Origin of the sequence: Oceanobacillus caeni (assembly GCF_019037185.1) — a bacterium.
GTDB lineage: Bacteria > Bacillota > Bacilli > Bacillales > Amphibacillaceae > Oceanobacillus > Oceanobacillus caeni.
The window spans coordinates 1-20,758 of record NZ_JAHHXM010000033.1 but is presented as its reverse complement, the minus strand read 5'-3'; the positions used below and the strand labels follow the sequence as shown (position 1 = coordinate 20,758).

General features: G+C 35.9%; 20 protein-coding genes. 17 read left to right on the top strand and 3 right to left on the bottom strand.

The genetic code is table 11. From position 1 onward, the window contains the following. Nucleotides 1–61: 61 nt before the first annotated feature. Complete coding sequence (narI, locus tag KM885_RS14485; protein WP_047186291.1) at nt 62–757, top strand: respiratory nitrate reductase subunit gamma; 696 nt, start codon at nt 62–64, stop codon at nt 755–757. Between the two features lie 118 nt (nt 758–875). On the opposite strand, the gene KM885_RS14480 is transcribed toward narI (KM885_RS14485), so the two are convergent. Continuing rightward, nucleotides 876–2,402 carry a nitrate/nitrite transporter gene (locus KM885_RS14480; protein ID WP_128715695.1) on the bottom strand — a complete coding sequence of 509 codons (1,527 nt, stop codon included), beginning with the start codon at nt 2,400–2,402 and terminating at the stop codon, nt 876–878. 608 nt (nt 2,403–3,010) lie between these two features. On the opposite strand from KM885_RS14480, the gene KM885_RS14475 reads away from it, so the two are divergent. From KM885_RS14475 to mobB, 12 genes are all read left to right on the top strand, one after another. After that, entirely contained in the window at nt 3,011–6,694 is a 3,684-nt protein-coding gene (locus KM885_RS14475; RefSeq protein ID WP_060668351.1) for a nitrate reductase subunit alpha, read from the top strand. After that, a complete protein-coding gene (narH, locus tag KM885_RS14470) occupies nt 6,684–8,156 on the top strand; it encodes a nitrate reductase subunit beta (RefSeq protein WP_204797844.1) in 1,473 nt (490 codons plus the stop codon). Before KM885_RS14475 ends, narH begins: the two co-directional genes overlap by 11 nt. A gap of 63 nt (nt 8,157–8,219) precedes the next feature. Then, entirely contained in the window at nt 8,220–8,729 is a 510-nt protein-coding gene (gene narJ / locus KM885_RS14465; protein ID WP_052771784.1) for a nitrate reductase molybdenum cofactor assembly chaperone, read from the top strand. 12 nt (nt 8,730–8,741) lie between these two features. Beyond that, nucleotides 8,742–9,431, top strand: coding sequence for a respiratory nitrate reductase subunit gamma (gene narI, locus KM885_RS14460; RefSeq protein WP_204797843.1), 690 nt, complete (start codon nt 8,742–8,744; stop codon nt 9,429–9,431). A 290-nt stretch (nt 9,432–9,721) separates the two neighbouring features. Next, entirely contained in the window at nt 9,722–10,198 is a 477-nt protein-coding gene (locus KM885_RS14455) for a hypothetical protein (protein ID WP_047186286.1), read from the top strand. Nucleotides 10,199–10,239: 41 nt separating this feature from the next. Beyond that, a complete protein-coding gene (locus KM885_RS14450) occupies nt 10,240–11,727 on the top strand; it encodes a tetratricopeptide repeat protein (RefSeq protein ID WP_047186285.1) in 1,488 nt (495 codons plus the stop codon). 143 nt (nt 11,728–11,870) lie between these two features. Next, nucleotides 11,871–12,881: a GTP 3',8-cyclase MoaA gene (gene moaA, locus KM885_RS14445; protein WP_047186284.1), complete on the top strand. Its 1,011-nt coding sequence runs from the start codon at nt 11,871–11,873 to the stop codon at nt 12,879–12,881. Nucleotides 12,882–12,896: 15 nt separating this feature from the next. Continuing rightward, the gene (locus KM885_RS14440; RefSeq protein ID WP_047186283.1) at nt 12,897–13,904 is read left to right on the top strand and encodes a MoeB/ThiF family adenylyltransferase; all 1,008 of its coding nucleotides are present in this window, start codon (nt 12,897–12,899) and stop codon (nt 13,902–13,904) included. Then, a complete protein-coding gene (locus KM885_RS14435; RefSeq protein ID WP_244987034.1) occupies nt 13,901–15,229 on the top strand; it encodes a molybdopterin molybdotransferase MoeA in 1,329 nt (442 codons plus the stop codon). The genes KM885_RS14440 and KM885_RS14435 overlap by 4 nt, the downstream gene beginning before the upstream one ends. Further along, nucleotides 15,222–15,689 (top strand): molybdenum cofactor biosynthesis protein MoaE, encoded by a 468-nt coding sequence (locus KM885_RS14430; protein ID WP_047186281.1) that lies wholly within the window; start codon nt 15,222–15,224, stop codon nt 15,687–15,689. Before KM885_RS14435 ends, KM885_RS14430 begins: the two co-directional genes overlap by 8 nt. Before the next feature lie 2 nt (nt 15,690–15,691). Continuing rightward, complete coding sequence (gene moaD, locus KM885_RS14425) at nt 15,692–15,925, top strand: molybdopterin converting factor subunit 1 (protein ID WP_047186280.1); 234 nt, start codon at nt 15,692–15,694, stop codon at nt 15,923–15,925. Further along, complete coding sequence (mobB, locus tag KM885_RS14420) at nt 15,926–16,423, top strand: molybdopterin-guanine dinucleotide biosynthesis protein B (RefSeq protein ID WP_047186279.1); 498 nt, start codon at nt 15,926–15,928, stop codon at nt 16,421–16,423. It begins immediately after the preceding gene. Between the two features lie 143 nt (nt 16,424–16,566). On the opposite strand, the gene KM885_RS14415 is transcribed toward mobB, so the two are convergent. Beyond that, nucleotides 16,567–17,193, bottom strand: coding sequence for a Crp/Fnr family transcriptional regulator (locus KM885_RS14415; RefSeq protein ID WP_370447408.1), 627 nt, complete (start codon nt 17,191–17,193; stop codon nt 16,567–16,569). Nucleotides 17,194–17,443: 250 nt separating this feature from the next. Between KM885_RS14415 and mobA the strand changes: the two genes are divergently transcribed. The 4 genes from mobA to modB are packed head-to-tail and all read left to right on the top strand — an operon-like array spanning nt 17,444 to nt 20,081. Continuing rightward, nucleotides 17,444–18,037 carry a molybdenum cofactor guanylyltransferase gene (gene mobA, locus KM885_RS14410; RefSeq protein ID WP_047186277.1) on the top strand — a complete coding sequence of 198 codons (594 nt, stop codon included), beginning with the start codon at nt 17,444–17,446 and terminating at the stop codon, nt 18,035–18,037. 23 nt (nt 18,038–18,060) lie between these two features. After that, nucleotides 18,061–18,576 (top strand): MogA/MoaB family molybdenum cofactor biosynthesis protein, encoded by a 516-nt coding sequence (locus tag KM885_RS14405; RefSeq protein ID WP_047186276.1) that lies wholly within the window; start codon nt 18,061–18,063, stop codon nt 18,574–18,576. A gap of 14 nt (nt 18,577–18,590) precedes the next feature. After that, nucleotides 18,591–19,385, top strand: a complete 795-nt coding sequence (gene modA / locus KM885_RS14400; protein WP_047186275.1) for a molybdate ABC transporter substrate-binding protein — start codon at nt 18,591–18,593, stop codon at nt 19,383–19,385. A 36-nt stretch (nt 19,386–19,421) separates the two neighbouring features. Continuing rightward, on the top strand, nt 19,422–20,081 hold the full coding sequence (gene modB, locus KM885_RS14395; RefSeq protein WP_216884183.1) for a molybdate ABC transporter permease subunit: 660 nt from the start codon (nt 19,422–19,424) through the stop codon (nt 20,079–20,081). A gap of 27 nt (nt 20,082–20,108) precedes the next feature. Here the strand turns inward: modB and moaC are convergent, their stop codons facing one another. Then, a complete protein-coding gene (gene moaC, locus KM885_RS14390) occupies nt 20,109–20,600 on the bottom strand; it encodes a cyclic pyranopterin monophosphate synthase MoaC (protein ID WP_216884182.1) in 492 nt (163 codons plus the stop codon). Nucleotides 20,601–20,758: the final 158 nt, after the last annotated feature.

Here is a 20,758-nt window from a genome sequence, read left to right as displayed (position 1 = left end):
AGGATCTTTACATCTACTCTAATTGGTAGAGGTATCCATTTAATATAAAGGAGGGAGATAGATGGCCGGAATTTTTTGGTGGGTCATATTCCCGTATATTGCACTAACCATCATGATTTTAGGTCTCCTTTATCGTTTCACGTTTAGACAACTAACATGGGCAGCACCATCAACCAATTTTCTTGAGAAAAAGTGGTTGCGCATCGGATCACCTTTATTTCACTATGGGATTATCTTCGCGTTTATTGGACATGTCATGGGGATGGTCATTCCAATGGAGTTCTACCAAGGAATTGGTATTTCAGACCACTTATACCATATTGGAGCTATGTGGGGTGGTGGTATAGCTGGATTAATGGTAGTAGTAGGGCTTGTGATCTTATTAATTAGAAAAATTACCATTGATCCAGTTCGGATTAAAGCAACGTTTGCTGATTTTTTCTCTGTTCTTGCTTTACTATTTGTAGCTGGTACTGGAACATATATGTCAATTATTTACAATACTACTGTAGTTGCATATGAGTATCGGGCAACCATTGGACCATGGTTTCGTAGTTTATTTGTTTTTATGCCTAAGTATGAATTAATGATTGGGATACCATGGATTTTAAAAATCCATGTAGCTTCGGCATTTGCTTTCTTTGCAACAATCCCATTTACACGCTTAGTTCATATCTTTAGTTTTCCAATAAGATATCCAGCGAGATCACCACAACAATACCGATCAAGAGATAACTATAGAGGACAACATAACTAAAAAACAGGGAAGATCTTTATCATAGAGATCTTCCCTTACTTTTTTTAGGTTCGCAATAGCTGAGTAATTTACCCAAAAAACTACCATTTCCAAACAAAAATCCTGAGTTAATCAAAACTCAGGATTTTTGTTTATCGTTATTTTCATCAGTTTTCTGAGAGGAGATATCATTAAATACTCCGACATAATGGATAATATCACCAACATTATTTTTAACAGGACTAATGGATAAAAGTTCTTTATAAACTTCACCATTTTTACGTTTATTAAAGATTTCTCCTTCCCAGAAACCTTTCTCATGAATGGATTTCCACATTTCTTGATAAAAAGTTTTATCATGTTTTCCAGAGCTAATAATTTTAGGAGTATTTCCAGCTACTTCTTCTTGACTATAGCCCGTAATTCTAGTGAAGGCAGGGTTCACATGTTGAATGATTTTATTTTTATTTGTGATCATCATACCTTCAGCAACGCCTTCAATAATTTTTCCTTCCACATTTACACGATCTTGATAAAACATAAAGATAACAATCACAAAACTTACTAGAGCAAATTCAGACATTAACATAAAAGCAATGGCATGATGGCCAGTTAGATTACTTACTGCTGTAAGTAATAATGGTGGGAAAAATCCTCCAATACCACCCATCGCAGAAACGATACCATTTACGATACCTGCTTGTTCGGAAAAGTAGAGAGGAACTAATTTAAAAATCGTACCGTTTCCTAAACCTACTGTAACAGCTACAGCTAATGCTCCAACAGTGTACCAAGCAATTCCTGGAGAGAAAGAAAGTAAAATTCCGGAAAAAGCAACACCTATAAAAACAAACATTAGAATAATGAAAGCATTAAATTTATCAGCTAATAGTCCTCCTATTGGTCTTAACAATGTAGCAATGATAATAAAGATTGCTGTCCGAATCCCAGCATCAACTGGATCTAAGCCAAAGTTATCTACTAAAAAGCTTGGGAGGAACATTGTAAAAGCAACAAATGCCCCAAATGTAATGAAATAGAATAAGCTTAAGAACCATAAAGTTGCATTTTTATATACGCCTTTAATTTGTTCCATCATTGATTTTTTCACTTTGGTTTCTTTTCTATCACCAAAAATGAAAACTAAAGCAGCAAATAAAAGTAATATGATTAGGAATATACGAATGGTTCCTTGCCAGCCAATAGATTCAGCAAATATAGGGGCTCCAAACGAAGTAATCGCAGTACCAATGTTACCTATACCATAAACCCCATTGATAAATCCATGTTTTTCTTTTGGGTAATATTTAGGAAGCGACGTAACCCCGATGGAAAACACGGCCCCACCAATACCAAGTATGAGTCCTCCAATTACTAAGTCTAAAAAAGAGTTAGCAATACTTAGATAGAAGACAGGAAATAGTAAAATAAGAAAACTGATTAAAAATATAATTCTAGCCCCAAATCGGTCTGCATAAAAACCAATTGGAATACGCATGAATGATCCTAATATGACAGGTATTGCCGTTACGATGGACGCTTGTCCGGACGTTAATGGAATATCCGCTGTAATGTAGGGCATAAGTGATGAAATTAATACCCATACCATAAATCCTATAAACAAGCTTGATGTTTGCAAAGTTAATTGCAATCCAGGTTTTTTCATAATACATCCTTCCTTCTTATAAATAATATTCATTTAACCCTAGTGTTTGTTTATGACTACAGTTTAATCCTTTCTTTTTTGTTATTAAGTGAAAAACATCACATAATTTGTGACGTTTTTATGAATAAACGGGAAAGAGAGAAAATCCTTATTATAAAATTAGCCACGTCTAGCTCCAGCGCTAAAGCCGTAGCGAGACTTCCTTCACCTCCGTGCGATAAAGAAGACTTGCCGATTGGTGAAACCAGAGGCTTAGTCGCACTTATACCCTTGCGGTGAAAGTCAACATCGACTCAAAGTACTAAAGGAAGGCCGACTAAGTACGGCCTTTGCGGCCAACGTCGGCATACCCCTATGAAGGGGCATGTTTCCTTTATCTCCTACGGAAGTGGAATGTCCGATTAAAACCGCCGCTTTGCGCGGCAACATCGGACCACCTGGCATGGCCAGGCGCAGTCCGTACGTCGCTAAACGGGCGCTTGTGCTTTTGTTCCAAATTTGACCAAAATTTGACAGTGCATAAAGGTGTGATGTTTTTCACAACGCAGGATAAAATGAAATGCTTTAATGTACATAGAAAGAATGAGTATTTTACTGGAGGGATCACAATGGGGAAGAAGCCGTCTCCACTTTGGCAACGACTAAATTATTTAAAACCAAAAGAAACGTATTCTAATAAACATAGTCAATTACAAGAAGGTAATCGAGATTGGGAGAACGTTTATCGCAGAAGGTGGCAACATGATAAAGTCATCCGTTCAACACATGGTGTGAACTGTACTGGTTCATGTAGCTGGAATATTTACGTGAAAGACGGAATTGTTACATGGGAAGGTCAAGCATTGGATTATCCGACGACAGGACCTGACATGCCAGAATTTGAACCCCGCGGTTGTCCAAGAGGGGCCAGTTTTTCTTGGTATATTTATAGTCCATTACGTGTGAAATATCCGTATGTTAGAAAAAGATTACTCGACTTATGGAGAGAAGCTTTAGAAGTACATGACAATCCACTAGAAGCTTGGAAGAGTATTGTAGAAGATAAAGAAAAAGCTAAATCCTATAAGCAAGCAAGAGGAAAAGGCGGATTAGTTCGTGCAGATTGGGAAGAAGTAACGAAACTTATAGCAGCATCTTGCCTTTATACTGTTGTGAAATATGGTCCGGACCGAAATGTTGGTTTTTCACCAATTCCAGCGATGTCTATGCTTAGTTACGCATCTGGCAGCCGGTTTATGCATTTACTAGGTGGGCAAATGTTAAGTTTTTATGATTGGTATGCTGATTTACCGCCAGCATCTCCGCAAATTTGGGGAGATCAAACGGATGTTCCTGAAAGCTCAGATTGGTTTAATTCTAGTTATATTATGACATGGGGTTCTAATGTTCCACTAACACGTACACCGGATGCTCACTTTTTAGTTGAGGCAAGGTATAAAGGAACAAAAGTTGTCTCAGTTAGTCCAGACTATGCAGAATCAACAAAATTTGCTGATGACTGGTTATCTGTTAAACAAGGGACAGATGGTGCAGTGGCAATGGCGATGGGGCATGTTATTTTAAATGAATTCTATCATAAAAACATGACTCCTTACTTTGAAGATTACGCTCTGACATACACAGATTTCCCATTTTCCGTTCGATTAAAAAAAGAAAATGGAGCTTTTACTGCAGATCGATTTTTACATGCAAAAGATTTAGGAATTGAATCTGAAAATAATGAATGGAAACCAGCGATGTACAACAGTCTTACTGAAGGATTTTCCATTCCACATGGTACGATGGGCTCTCGTTGGGATGAGAAAGGAAAATGGAATTTAAAACTAATTGATGAAAATACAAATGAAAAAATTAAACCTATTTTAAGTTTTCTTGGAATGGAAGATGAAGTTGTTCTCGTAAATATGCCATACTTTGATGCGGAAACGAGAAAGGTTTTATCTCGTGCAGTTCCGGTTAAAAAAATAGAAATCCAAGGAAAAACCGAATACATTGCAACTGTTTACGACTTAATGCTAGCGAATTATGGAATTGATCGGGGCATTGGTGGAGAGGTTGCCGCGTCTTATGATGAGGTCGCACCATTTTCACCAGCATGGCAAGAACAAATTACTGGAGTTGATCGAAACTTAGTCATTAAGATTGCTCGCGAATTTGCTCAGAATGCAATAGATACTAAGGGTCGTTCCATGATTATTATGGGAGCCGGAATTAACCACTGGTACCATTCCGATACGATTTACCGTGCCATTGTTAACCTAATACTTATGGTTGGAGCACAAGGTGTGAATGGTGGTGGCTGGGCCCACTATGTAGGACAGGAAAAATTACGTCCCGTAGAAGGATGGTCTACCATTCAATCTGCAAAAGACTGGAGCGGACCGGCGAAATTTCAAAATGGTACTTCTTTCTTTTATTTTGCCACAGATCAATGGCGTTATGAAGAAACACCAATTAGTGAACTTACAAGTGCAACGGTTGAAAAGTCTAGGTATGAACATCCAGCAGACTACAATGTTTTAGCTGCACGGTTAGGATGGTTACCTTCTTATCCTACATTTAATAAAAACGGAATTGATTTATACAACGAAGCGGTGGAAGCAGGTAATGAAACCACCGAACAAATTGGAAATTATGTTGCAAAACAATTAAAAGAAAAGGAATTACAATTCGCGATTGAAGATCCAGATAATCCGGTGAACTTCCCGAGAAACTTATTTGTTTGGAGAGCAAACTTAATTTCAAGTTCCGGAAAAGGGCATGAGTATTTCTTGAAACACTTACTTGGAGCTCAACATGGTGTACTAAATGATGATGAAGACAGTATCCGCCCAGAGGAAATTACATGGCGGGAGGAAGCCCCTGAAGGAAAAGTAGATCTTCTTATTAATCTTGATTTCCGGATGGCAGGTACAGCTTTATATTCTGATGTTATTTTGCCAGCGTCTACTTGGTATGAAAAACACGATTTATCAAGTACAGACATGCATCCATTTGTTCATCCATTTAACGCAGCCATCTCATCTCCTTGGGAAGCGAAATCAGACTGGGATATTTTCAAAGCATTAGCTAAAGGTGTTTCTGATTTAGCGGAAGAAATCGACATGGATATGATAAAAGAAATTGTTGCTACTCCATTAAATCATGATACGAAAGCAGAAATGGCACAACCATATGGGGAAATCAAAGATTGGTCTAAGGGAGATTGCGAACCAATCCCAGGTAAAACCATGCCACAAATCCATGTAGTGGAACGAGATTATAAAAATATTTATAACAAAATGATATCTCTTGGTCCTAATATTGCAACAGGGGCGTATGGCGGTAAAGGAATCAATTGGTCCATGGAAAAAGAATATGAACAAGCAAAACGCACATTTGGCACCATTGATAATGGTTCTATTGCCGATGGTTGTCCTAATATTACGAATGCAAAAGACGCATGTGATGCTGTTTTAATGCTCTCATCAACAACAAATGGAAAAGTTGCTGTCAAAGCATGGGAAGCTTTAGAAGAAAAAACAAACCTACAATTGAGAGATTTGGCTGAAGAGAGAGAAGAAGAATTATTTACGTTTGAAACGATAACCGCCCAACCTAAAACGGTTATTACATCACCAGCATTCAGTGGATCGGAAAAAGGTGGAAGAAGGTACTCTCCTTTTACAACCAATATTGAGAGAATGATTCCATTTCGAACCATAACAGGTCGTCAGTCTTACTTTGTCGATCACGAAATGATGAAAGAATTTGGTGAGTCGTTTGCAACATTTAAACCAATTTTGAATCAGAAACCATTTAATGCCAAACGCCCTGATGTGGAAGGGAAGGAAATAACATTAAATTACTTAACCCCACATAACAAATGGTCCATCCATAGTATGTACTTTGATGCACAGCCAATGTTAACACTATTCCGTGGTGGGCCAACCATTTGGCTAAATAAAGATGATGCGGCTGAAATTGATGTAGAAGATAATGATTGGATTGAATGTTTCAATAGAAACGGTGTTGTCGTAGCAAGAGCGGTTGTTTCTCACCGCATCCCTAGAACGATGGCATTTATGCACCACGCACAGGATCGTCATATTCATACACCAGGAACTAACCTAACGAAAAACCGTGGTGGTACACATAATAGTCCAACTCGTATTCATGTTAAACCAACTCATATGATTGGTGGTTATGCACAATTAAGTTACGGATTTAACTATTATGGACCAACAGGAAACCAACGAGACCTAAATGTAGTAATCCGTAAAATGAAGGAGGTAGATTGGCTTGAGGATTAAAGCGCAAGTCGGAATGGTAATGAATTTGGATAAATGTATTGGTTGTCATACATGTAGTGTGACATGTAAAAATACATGGACCAATCGTCCGGGTGCAGAATACATGTATTTTAATAACGTAGAAACGAAACCAGGCGTTGGTTACCCAAAACAATGGGAAGACCAAGAAAAATATAAAGGTGGCTGGGAGCTTCATAATGGTGAATTACGGTTGAAATCAGGCTCTAAAACGAATCGATTAATGAATTTGTTTTACAATCCGAATCAACCAGAAATGGATGATTACTATGAACCATGGAACTATGATTATGAAACTCTAACAAACAGTAAGGAAAGAAACCACCAACCTGTTGCCCGTGCAAAATCAGCTATCACTGGTGAATTCATGGATCTTGAATGGGGACCAAACTGGGAAGATGACTTAGCTGGAGGACATATTACTGGTTTGCGTGATCCTAACGTTATTCAAATGGAAGAATCTATTAAAACAGAATTTGAAGAAGTATTTATGATGTATCTTCCACGTATTTGCGAACATTGCATTAATGCACCATGTGTGTCATCTTGTCCATCTGGTGCCATGTACAAACGAGATGAAGATGGTATTGTACTTGTTGACCAAAATGCCTGCCGTGCTTGGAGACATTGTACAACTTCTTGTCCATATAAAAAAGTGTATTTTAACTGGAAAACAAATAAAGCAGAAAAATGTACCATGTGTTTCCCAAGAATTGAAAATGGTCAACCAACGATTTGTGCAGAAACTTGTGTGGGTCGTATCCGTTATATCGGTATCATGCTTTATGATGTAGATCGTGTATTGGAAGCGGCGTCCGTTGAAGATGAAAAAGAACTGTACAATGCTCAATTAAACATTTTCCTAGATCCAAACGATCCAGAAGTTATTAAGCAAGCGAAGAAAGATGGAATTCCAATGGACTGGATTGAAGCTGCACAACAATCTCCACTTTATAAAATGATTATTGATTGGAAGATTGCTTTGCCATTACATCCAGAATATAGAACGATGCCAATGGTTTGGTATATTCCACCATTAAGTCCTATTATGAACATGATTGAAGGACAGGGAAGTACAGCTGATACTGCTGATATTTTCCCAGCAATTGATGAAATGCGTATTCCGATTGAATACCTTGCTAACCTGTTGACTGCAGGAGACACAGGCCATATTCGTACGGTACTTAAGAAAATGGCAGTGATGCGCAGCTTTATGAGAGCAGAACAGACTGGTAAAGATTTTGATAAAGACATCATTTCAGAGCTTGGTTTAACGGAAAAAGCAATCAAAGAAATGTATCGTTTATTAGCTATTGCAAAATATGATGATCGATTTGTTATTCCCAAGAGTCATAAAGAAGAAGTAGCGGATCTATACGTAGAACAAGGCGCATGTGGCTTAGACTTTGCTGGGGGACCAGGAAGTTGTGGTGTATTGCATTAATTATTTGAAGGGATGATAGAAAACCCAAATTCTATCATCCTATCTATAAGAGGAGGTTTGATGATGAACTCATTTAACTATCAAATGATTTCCTTTCTTTTATCCTATCCAAGTGAAGAACTAAAAAATATGTTACCTGAACTTAAGAAAGAAATAGAAGAGACCGAAGAAGACTGTTTTAAGGAAAAGGTATTGAGTTTCATTCAAGAAATTGAAGGTAGATCATTAGATGATTGGGTGACCCATTATATAGAGCATTTTGATTTTGGAAAACTAACGAACCTTTATGTGACCTATTTAAAATTAGGCGAGCAAAGAGAACGAGGATTAGAGCTATTAAAACTAAAAAAATATTACGAGGCACATGGTTTTGACGTAACAGATAAAGAATTGCCAGATTATTTACCACTCATGTTAGAATTTTGTGCTCATGTTCCTGTGGAAATAAGTAATGAATTGCTTCAAATGCATGATAAAGCAATAGCTGAAATCCACGGCAAATTAAAGGAACAAGATAGTTTCTACTCTCTTTTATTTGATGCGCTCGAGCTTACGTTTTCAGCTCAATATTAGGAGGGGATAAAGATGGATTTGCTATTATGGGGAATATTTCCATATATTATATTAACCATTTTTATTGGTGGACATATTTATCGTTATCAAAAAGACCAATTCGGATGGACAACGAAATCAAGTGAATTTTTAGAGAAAAAAAGTCTAAGAATTGGTTCACTATTATTTCATTGGGGAATAATATTCGTATTCGGTGGTCATGTATTAGGATTGATTATACCTGTAGGATTATATAATGCTTTAGGAATTACGGAGCATATGTATCATATGGTAGCCATAAGCTTTGGAGTACCAGCTGGAATTGCTGCTTTTGTAGGAATTTTCCTTTTAACCTATCGTCGAATGAGTGTGAAACGGATAAAAGCGACTACTTCGCCGAGTGACTGGGTATCATTGTTTTTTATTCTATTAGCCATTGCAACTGGACTTATTGCGACTACTTTTAATGTTGATCCTAATGGGTTTGACTACAGAACAACGATTGCACCTTGGTTGAGAGGTTTATTTATTTTTAATGTACAGCCCGAACTAATGGCAACTGTACCTATTTGGTTTAAAATACACATCTACTGCACATTTGCATTATACGCTGCTTGGCCATTCACTAGATTGGTGCATGCATTTAGCTTCCCAATTCGTTATTTAAGCAGAAGCTATGTTATCTATAAACGAAGAATCCCAACGAATAAAGAAAGTTATTGATAAACTAAAAAGAGGTTGGGACATAACGAAATGTTTAACTCAAAAATCGAACAATCCCACAGAATTAGCGGAGGAAATATACGTAGACTCCTGCGGGAAAAAAGGCCTGGGTGAGACCCCGCAGTGCGTTAGCGCGAGGAGGCTCACCAGCCGCCCGCGGAAAGCGAAGTATATTTCCGGAGCGGTTTATCTACTCCATAACTTCTGTAAAGTTCGGATTTTCCTTTTGATAAAACATTTTTTCCCAACCTCGAAATACTATTATTGTAATTCATTAAAGGAAGATTCTCATGAGTAAATGGTTTTATTGGAATACAGCATTATTGGTCATTGTAATCGTTCGAGTGGTTACGTATTTTTCATTTCCTAAATTAACGTTACCAATTATTTTCGGATTGATTGGTTTTTTATTTTTCTTATTTAACTGGACGAGAAATGCAGTATTTTCCACGATTCGAAATGTAGATGATCGGAAAACGAAAATTAAGCTGGCTAATTTGTCTAAAAAAGTGATGCCTTTTCACCGCTATACAGGGACGATTGCGCTTGTCATTATTATGATTCATGTTTTCTTTATTGGATATTGGTACGGCTTTTCATTTACCAATATTAAAATGATTTTTGGATTATTGGCGTTGATTAATTTGATTTTTATGGTCATGACTGGTTGGTGGAGACTAATGAAACCAACCGGAAAATTACGTAGAATTCATTTACGATTGGGAATCTCTTTGTTTTTCCTCATAACACTGCACGTGTTATTTTAATATCCCCGGATTAAGAATATATAGACAGGAAGTGATAAAGTATGATCATGAAAATAGATTCTCCCCTCGATTATTATGAAGACATTAGAGAAACGATTATTGATGGCGATACAGAAAAGGTAAAAGAAAAAATAAAAGAATTGGAAATCCATCTCGAGCAGCAAAATTTAACAGTCGAAGAGCAATTCTATGCTTTAAGCACGTTAGGTAAATTTTATTGTAAAGTTAAAAATTATGATAAAGCAGGGGACTATTGTCGCAGGTCGCTTCGTTTGTCAAAAAAAATAGAAAATAACCATTTAGAAATGATCATTGATACATACTTGGATTATGCTTATTTAGAGATGGAGTATGGTCAAGAATCTAATGCACGAATGGAACTTGCTAAATTATTAGCGGTATTAGATAACCATGAATATCGAGATCCGTATACGTATGGAACGATTTTCAGCAGTTTAGCTAGAGTTTCTTTAATGGAAGAAAATATAGAGAACGGAATGAAACAGTATGAAAAAGCAGTGAATTACTTTAGAGAGTCATTAACTGAAACTCATCCCGTACTGTTATCAACTATTTATGAATTATCTGACATATATATCAAAATAGAAGATTATCAAAGTGCCTTAAAGCTACACAAACAATTGATGGAAGCTTATCAAATGAATAATAATAAACGTTTAGAGGCTAGGGAATTATTAAAAATAGGTGAGATTCACTTTTATATTGATCTAAAAGAAGCAAGAAAAATAATTACAGATGCAATTAAGTTAATGGCCAAGTTACCTGAAGAAAATCCTTTAGACATGTCAAAAGCGGTTTTAATGTTAGCAGAAATTGATGAAAATATGGGGAATTTCCCCAGAGCAATTAATTATTACAAACAAGCACTGAACGAATTATTAAAAATATATGAAGAAAGTCATTTCATGATTGTTTATATTTATTCAAAAATCGGTACTATTTCTATCCGGACGTTTAAATTAGATCAGGCAAAGGAATACCTGGAAAGAGGATTACCATTATCTAACGCGTTTCCCAAAATTCGCATGCAATTTCTATACGCATTAGGAAAAATATACTCTGATAAAAAAGATTATGGTGAAGCACAGAAAGTATTTGATGAGTTTTTACAAAGTTTGGAACAAGAAGGGCGTAAAAATTCTATAGCCTATGGAAATACGTTACAGGCAATTGCATTTAATCATTTAGAGCAAGAAAATGTAGAACTTGCTTTTACGCATTACCAAGATGCACTAGCAATCTATGAAAAGATTCCGAACTGTAGAGACGAAAAAGGGCTAACATATATTCGATTAGCATACTGTTATGAAAATCTACCTAATCAAGATTTGAATAAGGCGGAGATATGTTACGTAAAAGGATTTAATATGATAGAAAAGACTCGTAATCAAGAACTGTTAGAAGAATCTTTAGCAGGAATCATCGAATTTTATAACAGAAATAATCAGCCATCAAAAAGAAAAATGTATGAAGATAAATTTGTGAAATTAGTAAATAAGAAAAAATGACATATTCATGAAATAAGTTCTATATTAATCATAATGATGTATTAATAGACTAAGTGACATTTTTAACAGATAAGCCAGATACAATAATATATACTATTCTTATGATAGATAAAAGGAACCACCCCTAAAAGGAGAGATCCAAAGTGTCAGTTATTACAGATAAATTCGGTCGCCCGTTAAAGGATCTTCGTATCTCTGTTATTGATCGTTGTAATTTTAGATGCACCTATTGTATGCCGAAAGAGATTTTTGGCAGGGATTTTGTATTTATGCCTAGAGAACAATTATTAAGCTTTGAAGAAATAGAGCGGTTAGCTAAAATTTTTGTAGATCTAGGTGTTAGAAAAATTAGATTAACCGGTGGAGAGCCCCTTATGAGAAGGGATTTGCCAACATTAATTAGTAAATTAACCAAAATCGATCAGTTGGAAGACATCGGATTAACAACAAATGGTTCTTTATTAGGTCATTTAGCTGAAAAATTAAAAGAAGCTGGACTTAAGCGTGTCAATGTAAGTTTGGATGCATTAGATGACGAATTATTCAAATCTATTAATGATAGTGGTGTAGGACCGGAACGTGTTCTTAAAGGGATCCAGAAAGCAAAAGAAGTTGGACTTGAAGTGAAAGTGAATATGGTCGTTAAAAAAGGAATGAATGATCACCAGGTTGTTCCTATGGCGGCTTATTTTAAAGAACAAGGAATCATATTAAGATACATTGAATTTATGGATGTCGGACAAACAAATTCCTGGGATTTTAGTAAAGTTATTACGAAAAAACAAATTTACGAACAGTTAAACGAACAATTTGACTTGGAACCAGTTGATCCGGATTATCTTGGTGAAGTTGCTAAACGTTATCGTTATGTAGGAACGAATACAGAAGTAGGTTTTATCACTTCTGTTTCGGAATCATTTTGTTCTACTTGTACAAGAGCAAGAATTGCAGCGGATGGAAAAATGTATACTTGCTTATTTGCTGAAAATGGGTTTGATTTTCGAGAGCTTTTACGTTCGGATAAATCGGATCTGGAGATTAAAGATGAAGTGATACGTATATGGAATAATCGTACGGACCGATATTCCGATGAACGGACAGAAGAATCAGCAAAAAGTAGAAGCAAAATTGAAATGTCTTATATTGGCGGATAGAAAGGGAACAAGTAGATGGAAAGATATTCACGGCAAATGTTATTTAAGCCAATTGGAAAAGTAGGACAACAAAAAATATCCGAAAAACATGTGCTTATTCTTGGTTGTGGCGCTCTTGGTTCCGCAAACGCAGATAACTTAGCTCGTGCTGGTGTAGGTAAATTAACACTGATTGATCGGGATTATGTGGAAATAAGTAATTTACAAAGACAGCAACTATATACAGAACAAGATGTCTACAACCAAATACCAAAAGCTATTGCAGCAAAGAAAAGATTACAAGAGATTAATTCAGAGATTGACATAGAAGCACATGTCATGGATGCCTCGGTAACGTCTCTGGAACCTTTATTAACAGGTATCGATTTGGTTATGGATGCAACCGATAATTTTGATACCCGGTTTTTACTTAATGATATGTTACAAAAGTATTCTATTCCCTGGATTTTTGGTTCATGTGTAGGAAGTACGGGAATGAGTTATACGATTTTACCTAATCAAACACCATGTCTAAGATGTTTACTAGATGCAATTCCCGTTTCCGGAGCTACATGTGATTCAGTCGGCATTATTTCACCTGCAGTTCAGATGGTAGTTGCTCATCAAACAACAGAAGCCCTAAAAATTTTAATCGAAAATCAAAAATCTCTACGTACCTCACTAGTTACTTTTGATTTATGGAATAATCACTACCATATGATGAAGGTAGATAGGGCGAAAAAACAGACTTGCCCAGCTTGTGGAGAAAATCCAAATTATCCAGCTTTAGATTATCAATCTACAACCAAATCAGAAGTGCTTTGTGGAAGAAATACAGTTCAAATTAGGACATCCCAAAAGCAAAATTTAAATCTATTAAAAGAACGTTTGGAAAGAATTGCGCCAGTAAAAGTAAATGACTTTTTAATTTCTATTGAATATGAGTCTTATCGACTTGTTTTCTTTCAAGATGGTAGAACGTTAATACATGGGACCAATTCTATTGAAAAAGCGAAAAGTATCTATTATCAGTTAGCAGGATGAAGGTGAATAACGTGGTAGAAAGAAGAAAACCAATAAAAGTGAATGAAGCTATTTCCCGAGTGATGAACTTTGCAACAAGTGGAAAGGTAGAATATGTTCCGATAGAAGACAGTTATGGCCGTTTTTTAGGAGAAGATTTAATCGCCGATCATCATGTACCTCCATTTGATCGTTCCCCATACGATGGATTTGCTATACGCTCTATAGACACAATAGCGGCTTCCAGTGCCAATCCCATCGAGTTAGAAGTAGTTGGAGAAATTGGTGCAGGAAGTGTTTTTGAAGATACAGTAACGGAAGGTCAAGTGGTTCGGATCATGACAGGTGCACAAATTCCCGATGGTTGTGATGCAGTTGTTATGTTTGAAGTGGTGAAAGAGTTTGAGAATGATAATAAGTCTTTTATCCAATTGAAAAGAAATGTGAAGTCCGGTGACAATATTTCTTTTACCGGAGAAGATACGAAAAAAGGAACATCTCTTGTTAGGAAGGGTACCTTTATTAATCCTGGTATTGTTGCGTTACTTGCGACATTCGGTTATAAAAAGGTTCCAGTAAGTAAGAAACCTAAAATTGGAATCATAGCTACTGGAAGTGAATTATTAGGTGTTGATGAGCCGTTACAACCAGGAAAAATTAGAAATAGTAATGCTTTCATGGTTCAATCACAAATTATTCGTGCGGGTGGAGAGCCTATCTATTTTGGTCAGTTTAGTGATGAGTTTGAAACATGCTTTAACCAAGTCGCAAATGCTCTGAGTCAAGTGGATATTTTAATAACAACAGGTGGAGTATCTGTTGGTGATTATGATTATTTACCGGAAATATATAACAAGCTACATGCCAATGTTTTATTTAATAAAATTGGGATGAGACCAGGGAGTGTAACAACGGTTGCTGAAATAGAAGGAAAGCTATTATATGGTCTTTCTGGAAATCCTTCTGCTTGCTATGTTGGTTTTGAACTTTATACTCGACCTATCATTCGAACTTTCTTACATCATACAAATGCATTTTTGAAAAAAGAAGTTGCCATTCTTGGGTCTGATTTTCCTAAGCCCAATCCATTTGATCGTTTTGTTCGAGGTCATTTAACTTATGAAAGTGGTCGTTTAGTTGCAACACCGGTCGGTTTAGACAAGTCAAACGTTGTTTCCTCTTTAGCTGAAGCTAATATTCTTATTGTCCTACCAGGGGGGACACGTGGATATGAGGCTGGAATGGAGGTTTCTGTTATATTATTAGAAGACCAAGAAGGTACTACAATGGAAAAATTTACAACAATGGATGTAAATACGAGAAGGAGTCAGAGAAAATATGACTGATTCATTATTTGAAATCGTTGAAGAGCCTATTGATGTAGAAGCGATTATTGAAAAAGTGAAAAGAAGAGAAGCAGGGGCTATTACTACTTTTATGGGTACTGTACGTGAATGGACGAAGGGAAAGCGTACCGTCTATTTGAAATATCAGGCGTATAAACCAATGGCAGTAAAAATGCTTACTAAAATCGGTGATGAAATAGAAGAAAAGTGGCCCAACACAAAGGTTGCTATTACTCATCGTATTGGGCATCTAGATATTTCTGATCTTGCAGTCGTCATTGCTGTGTCTTCTCCACATCGAAAAGCAGCATACGAAGCAAATGAATATGCCATTGAACGCATTAAACAAATAGTACCGATATGGAAGAAGGAACATTGGGAAGATGGCGAAACATGGATAGGAGATCAATTGGAAACCGCTGCCTACCCAAGCGGAAGTCCAAATATAAAGGATGTGTAAAGATGATTCATATTTTATTATTTGCTGATTTACAAGAAAAGGTAGGGAAGGATCAACTGGAATTGGAGGAAGAATCCATCTCAGTTAAGGAGTTAAAAAAGAAAATAAAAAATGAATATGGTCTATTACAATTAGACCAAGTAATGACGGCAATAAATGAAGAATATGCAATGGAAAATGATATTGTTAAATCTGGAGATACAGTTGCATTTATTCCCCCAGTTAGTGGTGGTTAAATGTTTGTTTTACAAATCGTCGGCTATAAAAATAGTGGAAAAACGACCTTAACAACAAAACTTATAGAGTATTTTACATCGATTGGAGTTCGAACAGCATCGTTGAAACACCATGGCCATGGTGGGGTACCAGAAGGAATAGGTAGTACAGATAGTGAAAAACATCGGAGTGCTGGATCTTTAATTGCAGGTGTAGAGGGAGATGGGTTATTTCAATTATCCAAGAAAAACTGGAAACTAAGTGAAATGATTGAAATTTACAAAATCATGCAGGTAGATTTATTATTAATCGAAGGATTTAAAAAGGAAAAATATCCAAAAATCGTGCTAATAAGTCAAGAAGAGGACATTAGATTAGTTGAAGAAGTTAGTAATATTAAGGTTGTCATCAGTAGAATTCCTTTAACACAGAATTTCTGTCCTTTTCCTTTATTTCATATTACAGAGATGGAAAGGATTTACCAATGGATATGGAAAGAAATGAGATTAAAAGAATAAAAAAAGAAATAACATTTTATACGTTAGGAAATATAAAATGTTAGCGGGAAGTGAACCGACAAAGTAAAAATGTTAAAAGCCTAAGTATAAGAAAAACTAACACATTCGCTAAAGAACTAGTGAATGCGAGTTTTTCTAATCTCTTAATTAATATTGCATATTTCGATTGGGCAATTTTCACAGCCTATTTTTGCTCGTAAATAATCGATATCTTTTAATAGTATTTTACCACTTTTATCCATTGATATAACATCTAATTTTCTTAATTCAACAAGCATTCTATTGACACTTTCCCGAGTTGCGGCACAAAATTTAGCTAATTCTTGATTAGTTAAAACTAGATCAATTAATATTCCTTCGTCCTTTACAACTCCGTAACTATTGGAAAGACGGATAAGGGTGGAATATAAGGCACCTTTCTTCCCGTTTAATAATAGATCCCTTATTTTGGACTGATATTTTCTCATGTGATTACTGGTCCATTTTAAATATTCAAACGTTAACTCATTATTGGTCATAAGTGCCTTTTCTAACATTTCTTTCTGTATAACATGAACCTCACCACGTTCCATAACTTTTGCACTTAGTATATATTTGGGGTCATTACAGAATAAAGTTAATTCACCAATAATATCGTTATGTTTACAAATTCGTAAAATCATTTCTTTACCATCGGCAGTTAACTTTGAGATTTGGACGAGTCCTGATTTAATGATAAAAATTTCTTCTGCTTCGGTACCCTCATGGAAAAGATAGGTTTCCTCATCCATCACCTTTTGGGTACTGATGGAATTTAATAGTGCCCGGAGATCTGGAGAAATTAAATCTTCTTCCGTTTTCGCATCTAATAACACACTTGTTTGCAAATCTTTCATCTCCTTTGATTGCAAATGGAACGTATGGAATCATTAGTCTGCATAACTAACAATTTCCTACCATTATTTTATCATTGAATAAAAATGATTTTGGAACTTTTCGGTTACGAATTTGTGAATCTTTTATATGGAATGGGGTTTTATTATGAAAGATAAAATAATAGGTATTGTACTTTCTGGAGGGCAATCAAGAAGATTTGGTTCTCCAAAAGCTTTTGCGAGGAAGGATGGAAAATATTTTTATCAATACTCTATTGATGCTTTGAGTAGTGTTGTGGATTCTTTCGTATTGGTTACGAACCCAACCCTAATAGGTAAATTTCTTTATGAGCAAGAAGTGAATTTTGCTATAATAACAGATAAGAAGGAGTATGAGGGATTAGGCCCCTTAGCAGGTATTTTTAGTGGAATGGAATATATACGAGGGGATTGGTATGTGATCTCTCCCATTGATGTTCCCTTTATTAATGGAAATATATTCCAATCATTACTTTTACATAGGGACAAAAATATTGACGCCATAATCCCAGTGGTTTCGGGTAAAATTCAACCACTCCTTTCCATCTATCACTATCGTGTGAAAAGACTTATTCAACTTCAACTCAAGAGTAATACATTATCTGTTCAAGAGCTATTAAAAAAATGCAGAGTAAAGTATGTTTCGATGGAGGAAGAAAAGGCTTTTTATAATATAAATAGAAGATCGGACTATGAGAAATGGATTGAAACTGAAGAATAAAATGAGGATAGGGAGTGTTCAAGATGCTGGCAGATCATCGGAAACATGCATCACAACATATTTCATGTGCTGTCATTACGGTTAGTGATACAAGAATTAAAACTACGGATAAAAGTGGTAAAAAAATAAAGGAATTTTTACAAAAATATGATCATCAAGTCAATCTTTATCAAATAGTACCTGATGAAGGTGATCAAATACGACTAGCTGTGGAAAAAGCGATTTATAGTGAAAAGATAGATGCAGTTATTGTAAATGGAGGGACAGGTATCTCTCATCGTGATGTAACCATTGAATCGATTGAGCCATTATTTGACAAACAACTGCCAGGCTTTGGTGAATTATTCCGATATTTAAGTTTTCAACATGATATTGGCACAGCGAGTATTCTATCTAGAGCAACTTGTGGCGTTGCGAATCATTGTGTTATATTTTCAATTCCAGGATCGACCGGTGCGGTTACACTAGCAATGGAACAAATCATCTTACCTGAGTTAGGGCATATCGTTAAAGAGATTCATAAAGATATAGGTCGTTAAAAAGGAGCCGCAACATGAAAAAATGTAGCATACTTATTTTGATTATAATAATGGTTGTCTTGTCAGGATGTTCATCTGAAGAGCAAGACAGCGATGGGAAAATAGAATTAACGATCTCGGCTGCTGCTAGTTTAACTGATGCTCTACTGCAATTACAAGATACATTTGAAAAAGAGCATCCCGAAATTCAAATTTCATACAATTTTGGTGGTTCCGGATCCCTACGAAAGCAGATTGAACAAGGTGCACCAATAGATTTATTTATATCGGCATCAAGTATCGATTATGAAAAATTAGTAGAACAGCAAAGGGTAATGGAAGGGGAAGCTATCCTTTCCAATAATCTTGTACTTATTTCGGAAAATGAAGCGGAAGTATCATCTTTTGATTCATTCTTAGCAGGTGAGGGGACTATTGCGATTGGCACGCCAGAAGCAGTTCCAGCAGGTACATATGCACAAGAAACTTTAACAAACTTAGGAGCATGGGACACATTAGAAAAGCAGAATCGTCTTGTTACAACAAAGGATGTATCCCAAGTTCTCACATTAGTTCGTGAAGGTGCAGCAGATGTAGGTATTGTATATTCAAGCGATGTAAATCGGGCAGATAACGTTCATATTTTACAGGAATTTGACAAAAGTATTCACTCACCAATCAAATATTATGCTGCAATTATTGACAATGGCGAAGAAAATGAAGCTAAATTAAAAGCAAAAGAGACCTATTATCAATTTATATCAAGTGAAACAGCTAAAAAAGTTTTTGAAGAGTATGGATTTCAATTTACAATAAGTGTTCAAAAATGAGGATGAAAAGGACCGAATAGAGTAGGTGAAAGAGAAATGCAATGGTCATGGCAACCCGTTCAATTATCATTTTATGTAGCAAGCGTAGCAACAATAATTGCATTTCTATTAGCTGTCGTTTCAGCTTTTTGGATGATACAGAAAGACAGGAAAGGCAAGGCAATTATAGAGACGATATTCTTCTTGCCATTGGTATTACCACCAACAGTTATTGGTTTCTTTCTCATTGTAATATTTGGTAAAAACAGTTGGGTAGGACAAGCCATTGAGACGGTAACTGGAGGTAGTGTGTTATTTACTTCAACAGCAGCTATTATTGCAGCTTTAGTAGTTGCTTTTCCTTTAATTTATCAATCTATTAAGACAGGTTTTTTATCAGTAGATCAAACTATTATTGGAGCAGCCAAGGTGGATGGGGCAAATGATTGGTCCGTATTAATTAGGATTATTTTGCCTTTGTCATCTCGCTCCATTGTCACTGGATTGGTACTTGGCTTTACAAGGGGATTTGGTGAGTTTGGTGCGACATTAATGTTTGCAGGAAATATACCAGGAAAAACGCAAACTATCCCGACAGCTATATATCTTGCAATAGAAACTGGAGCTAGAAGCATCGCCTGGTACTACGTTCTTGTTAGTATAAGTTTTTCATTTGTATTGCTTTTGATCATTAATCGAATGAAACCAGATCAATAATTAAAACTGGAATAAGCTATTCCAGTTTTAATTATTTTCTCTTTTAAAATTTCCGCTTTTCCCTCCACTTTTTTCAAGAAGGTAGGTTTGTCCAATAATCATCCCTTTGTCAACGGCTTTACACATGTCGTATACAGTTAATGCAGTAACAGAAGCTGCTGTTAATGCTTCCATTTCAACACCTGTACTCCCTACTGTTTTTACTTCGACATTAATCATAAGTTCGTATGTATCATTTTCGATGTTAGTCCATTCAAATGATAAATCCACTCCACTTATTGGAATGGGATGACACATCGGTATTAAAGTAGATGTTTGTTTTGCGGCCATTATACCTGCAACTTGAGCGACAGACAAAACATCTCCTTTTTTATTTTTTTGTTCTGTGATATTTTCATAAACGATTCTTTTCATTTGGATACTAGATCTAGCAATGGCTTTTCGTGCTGTTTCTTTCTTATCCGAAATATCAACCATTTTAGCCCGGCCATGTTCATTAAAATGTGTGAAATCTGTCAATTTTGTCACCTATCTCTATTTAAGATTCGTATATTAAGTTTAGCTTAAGAAATGTTGAAATTCAAATAGATAATAGAAAAAGTATGTGTCAAGTTTTTCTCGGTGTGTCTTTCACACCAATATTTCCGGCACTCTATTTTTGTACACTTTTTCGGCTA